The sequence below is a fragment of the Neisseria sp. P0021.S005 genome (genome assembly GCF_051956955.1).
In genome coordinates this window covers 1-4,912 of record NZ_JBQCWY010000202.1, presented here as the reverse complement: position 1 = coordinate 4,912, position 4,912 = coordinate 1, and the positions used below count along the sequence as shown (strand labels likewise).

The 4,912-nt window shown below is 45.5% G+C and carries 6 protein-coding genes; 3 read left to right on the top strand and 3 right to left on the bottom strand.

Going from position 1 to position 4,912, the window contains the following annotated elements; all coding sequences use genetic code 11:
- Positions 1 to 45 precede the first annotated feature (45 nt).
- Positions 46 to 936 carry a DMT family transporter gene (locus ACTHUE_RS10930; protein WP_004519328.1) on the bottom strand — a complete coding sequence of 297 codons (891 nt, stop codon included), beginning with the start codon at positions 934 to 936 and terminating at the stop codon, positions 46 to 48.
- Between the two features lie 175 nt (positions 937 to 1,111).
- Here ACTHUE_RS10930 and ACTHUE_RS10925 point away from each other — a divergent pair, with 175 nt between their 5' ends.
- Entirely contained in the window at positions 1,112 to 1,459 is a 348-nt protein-coding gene (locus tag ACTHUE_RS10925; protein ID WP_004519329.1) for a hypothetical protein, read from the top strand.
- Positions 1,460 to 1,531: 72 nt separating this feature from the next.
- On the opposite strand, the gene ACTHUE_RS10920 is transcribed toward ACTHUE_RS10925, so the two are convergent.
- Entirely contained in the window at positions 1,532 to 2,284 is a 753-nt protein-coding gene (locus ACTHUE_RS10920) for a CPBP family glutamic-type intramembrane protease (protein ID WP_004519330.1), read from the bottom strand.
- A 205-nt stretch (positions 2,285 to 2,489) separates the two neighbouring features.
- Here ACTHUE_RS10920 and ACTHUE_RS10915 point away from each other — a divergent pair, with 205 nt between their 5' ends.
- Positions 2,490 to 2,888 carry a DUF350 domain-containing protein gene (locus tag ACTHUE_RS10915; protein ID WP_039861961.1) on the top strand — a complete coding sequence of 133 codons (399 nt, stop codon included), beginning with the start codon at positions 2,490 to 2,492 and terminating at the stop codon, positions 2,886 to 2,888.
- Positions 2,889 to 3,089: 201 nt separating this feature from the next.
- Here the strand turns inward: ACTHUE_RS10915 and ACTHUE_RS10910 are convergent, their stop codons facing one another.
- A complete protein-coding gene (locus tag ACTHUE_RS10910; protein WP_039861962.1) occupies positions 3,090 to 3,920 on the bottom strand; it encodes an outer membrane beta-barrel protein in 831 nt (276 codons plus the stop codon).
- 430 nt (positions 3,921 to 4,350) lie between these two features.
- Here ACTHUE_RS10910 and ACTHUE_RS10905 point away from each other — a divergent pair.
- The coding region (locus ACTHUE_RS10905; RefSeq protein WP_440402795.1) for an SPFH domain-containing protein at positions 4,351 to 4,912 on the top strand (562 nt) is incomplete at its 3' end.

Genomic DNA, 4,912 nt, shown 5'->3' with positions numbered 1-4,912 from the left:
GTAAGATTGTTCGCGGATGGAAATCATGGTGTTCTCCTTGTTAAATTATTGCTTCATCAGAAATTTTTTGATTGAGGCCGGAGTAAAACTGCTGAACACGCCGCCTGCAACAATGATAACCATGCCGACAGCTTCCTGCCAAGTGATTTTATCGCCGAAAAGCAATACGCCGGATAGGGCGGAGAAAACGACGGTCAGGTAGGAAAGCGAGGCAACGGTAAATTTCTTGCCGACCTTATAGGCGCGGGTCATGGCCAATTGTGCAATCATGGCGGAGATGCCGTTGCCGGCCAGATAGGGCAGGGAAGAGATGGTCAGCGGATGCCAGCCTGTGATGGTGCTCCAGACTGCGCCCATAATCAGGCCGGTAAGCGAGAGGTAAAACACCACGCGCCAGCCCGGCTCGCCCAAAAGAGAGAGTTCGCGCACCTGCAAATACGCCCAGCCCGACATGGCGCCACCTGCCAAACTGACCAGCGCGGCAAATTCTTGTCCGCCTTGAAAAGATGGGTTGAGCAAGAGGATAACGCCGATAAAGCCCATAACCAAAATGGCTTGGGTATAAAGCGTAATTCTTTCTTTTAAAATGAAAAATGAAAAGATGGCCAGCCAGATGGAGGACGTGTAGTTGAGCGTGACGCCTGTTGCCAGCGGCAGGTGCATGACGGAATAAAACGTGCACATCATGGCAAGCGTGCCGATGACGCTGCGGTTGAGATGGGTTTTCCAATGCGGCGTGGAAAACGTGTTGCCTTGCGCTTTGGCCATGATGCCTAAGAACAGGGTGGAGACCAGCATGCGCCAAAAGACCAGCTCGCCGCTGGAAAAGCCGAATTGCGTTGAGGCGGCTTTGATGGAGAGGTTCATGACGGTAAAGCCGAGCGCGGCAATAACCATCCATGCCGAGCCGAGCGGATCTTTTCTGACGGTTTCCATTTGATGGGTATATAAAGCGATTTTATTAATAAGAAAATATTATACAGATCAATCAGGCCGTCTGAAAAATATCGTTGGGTTTCAGACGGCCTTTAGATTAAGAAATGAGAATTATTATTGAACAATATAGTGGTTTTTTGTAGAATGAAAGCCCTATTTTCAAGAAAGGCTTGTCATGAAAGTTGCCAATATTTCTGCCGTATTGCTGTCTGCTTTGTTTTCCGTTGCTGTTTCTGCCGCGCCTTTGGGAGAGGTTTCTTCAGAAAACGGTAAGATTTTCAGCGGCGAAAATTACATGGTCGTTAAGAAAGACATGAAGAAAGGGGAGCAGATTAAGCCGCACGATCATCCGGGTTTTAAAACGTTGATTTTTGCCGTTGGAAAAGGAAGCTTTGACGTAACCTTGAATCAGAAGGAAAAACATACGGTTGGCGCAGGCTCGGTGCTGCGATTTGGCGGAGATGTCGTGATTGAGGCCGTTGCAACTGAAGATGCGAATGTGGCAATTACGTTGATTAAGTAAGCCGATAGATGATAAAAGGCCGTCTGAAGATGATGTTTCAGACGGCCTTGTTTATTCAGTCAACCATTGCCATTAAGCGCAAATCAAATAGATGAAGCCGGAGCCGAAGATATCTGCCAAGGCGTGAATCAGGAAAAACGGCAGCAGGTTTTTGACTTTGTATTTATAGAAGAAGTAGTACATCAAGCCGAAAACAACGCCGATAACGGTCGCCCAAAGCATGCCTTGATAAGTATGGAAGGAGATGCGCACCAAGGTCGAATAGGCCAATGCCTGCCATTTGTATTTGTCTTCCACGCAGGTCAAGAGGCCGAGGAAACAGAATTCCTCATAAAAGCCGTTTAAAAGGCCGTAGAGGATGGCCATCGGCGCAAGGGCGGCGAATTTGTCAAAAATGGATAATGGTTTGATGTATTGGAAGATTTCAGTGGTGAAGTAATTGTAGCCGCCGCTTAACGAAGTTACCGCATCGGCGGTCAGACCCATCAGGATAAAAATCACAGGCGTCCAAAACAACACGCCTAAGTTAAAACGAATCGGCAATTGTTTGAAGTCGAAACGGCGGATAACGAGGTAAATCAGAGCAATAGCAAGCAGCGTCAACTGCAGGCTCATGTTTTCAGAATAAGCCACGCCGGTTACCGCAGTATCGCGCGCCTCTTCGGCAACCGCGGCTGTTTCCACTTGCGGCATCAGGCTGGCGATATAAAGTTGGGTAGAACGGTAGGCAAATTGACCGAACAGGATAGCGGTCACAATCAGCATGTCAAACCAGCGCAAATGGCGCAAAGGCTCTTTAGGGCGGATAGCGGCGAGTATGCTCATATTCTCCTCTTTGCTCTAATAAATAACGGTGCGCAATAGTTACATAAACATACAAAAATCGTCAACGATTATCACAATAAAACATGAATTAAAAATCAGACCGTTTCAGACGGCCTGAAGCGCTTCTAAAAATGCCATATTTTTCGAAGGGTTTATCTTCAAAAATATGGCATAATCACTTTATTGCAAACCAAGGAATCTTATCGTGAGTATTTCTCTGTCCCAATATCTGCTCTACCTGCAATACATGTTGGCAGGTATCGCCATGACCGTTGTTTTTGCTGCCGTATATCTGCGGATTACACCCGTTGAAGAATTGCGCCTGATTAAAAACGGCAACCTTGCCTGCGCCTTGTCATTTGGCGGCGCGTTGGTCGGTTTTTGTCTGACGCTTGCCTCAAGCATTGCACACAGCGTCAGCTTCATCGATTTTATCCTGTGGGCCCTTGCCGCAGCCGTAATTCAGATTTTTGTCTATTTCGCTGCGACAATGATGATTAAAGGCGCTACCGCAGAACTCATCGGTAACAATGTTGCCGTCGGCGCGTTGTTTGGTGCAGTGTCCATCTCGATCGGCATTTTGAATGCGGCTTGCTTGACTTGATTTTGATGGTCGGTTGGATAGCAAAAGATGTGCTGTTCCTGACTCCTACCTAGAAAAATTATCGGTAGATTTTTTTGACTGATAAGGTCTTATGTCTGATGGTATTGGCGTTATAGTGAAATTCTGAAAGCATCAAAAAATTCAGACGGCCTGTTATATACAAGGCCGTCTGAAATGTTTTAACTACTTAAGTTTGCTAAATTAGAACGAGTATTGCAATCTTATGCCTGTTTCACGGGTGCGGTTTTTAGGTTCGATCGCGCCCAATTGAATGAAGCCATAGTCTTCTGTAACGGTGAAGTTTGAATCTTTGACTTTCCAGCCGCGATAGAACGGGGTCAGACTGATTTTAGAACCGTTAGAGAATTTTTTAGATACAGGTACTTCAACCTCAATACCTTGTCCACCGCCTTGTTTCATTCTGGTTTCTTCTCGATCTGGCTCGTAAGAATACTGGCGGCCCTTAACGGCACGATTGTAGGCAATACGAGGAGCAATCTCAAAGTTTGCTGGAAGTGCGATATTTACACCGGCATTGATTTGCGCATATGTGGTTCGGTTTTTGCGGTCATAATCATCAGGATCGACACGTCGGCTCAAATCTCTCAGAACACGGTGTCCCAAGCCTGCACCGGCAGTCAGGCTAAAGCGATCGTTAATTGGATGTGTATATTCATATAAGGCACGGATATCGTATGCGCGGCGAGGTGCATTTTTGAGTGTGGCAGAACCATAACCTGTGGATTCACCAAATCCATTTTGGAAGCTTCCTGTGTAATCTGATTTACCACGGGAATAACGGCCTTCCAATTTTGCCGCATGGCGATCGTTGAAACGGTATTTAACCCCCGCATTAATAGACCACAGGTTGCCTTTTTGTTGCATTATTCGACTACCATCTTGTTCATATTCGCGATAGGTTTCGTTGTAATATTCGCTGCCAACGGTAAATTCAACAGGGCGGGCAGCCTGTGCGCCTACTGCAGCAGACAGTGCTAACACAGCAAGACAGAAATGAGCAGAATTTTTCATGTAAATTCCTTTTAGTTTGGGAAAATCAGTGTGATAATTTAATGTTATTGCATGGCAAAGTTTATAATATTTAATGAACATTAACAATGCTGATGGGGTAATATATTTACTTTTATTATATTCTTTAATGATTTATCGCAAATATTTGTCTTTTTTATGAGACAGTATGGATAAAAAACCTGGAAATAGTGTAAAACTGAGTCGGTAAGAGGTTTAATTTCGAAGTTTTCAAAAGTTAATATCTATATAGTTATTATTTAGTTTGCGATAAAAGTATATGCAGCCACCCACTCTATTCCCATGCATAAAGACATTTTGAATGTTAATATCGTATGACATTCTATTTATATAAAATAAGCGATATAACCGACTAGGCAAATTGACCTGACTGCCCATAAGTTATCCTTTCTTCTTCAAATAAGGAACTGCGATGTTCAACTTTATCAAGAAACAGTTTATCGACGTCATTCAATGGCCGAATCCCGATGACAGCCTGCTGATGTGGCGTTTTCCGATTGCCGATGAGGAGATCCAAAACGGTGCAAGCCTGACTGTGCGTGAGGCGCAGATGGCGATGTTTGTCGATGAAGGCGTAACCGCGGACGTGTTCGGTCCGGGGCGTTACACGCTCAATACGCAAACTCTGCCAGTGCTGACCAACTTGAAAAACTGGGACAAGCTTTTTGAGTCTCCGTTTAAATCGGATGTTTACTTTTTCAATACCAAACAACAGCTCGCACGAAAATGGGGTACGTCTCAACCAGTTACCGTGCGCGATGCTGAGTTTGGCGCGGTGCAACTGCGTTCGTTCGGTATGTATTCTTACCGCATCAGCGATCCGGCAAAATTCTTTAAAGAAGTCAGTGGTGTGGCGGCGCAATACAGCGGCGTAGACTTGGAAAACCAACTGCGCAATATCGCAGTCACCCAGTTGGCGGCCGCGTTCGGCAGCTCCGGTATCCCATTCTTGGATATGGCGGCGAACCAAGTTT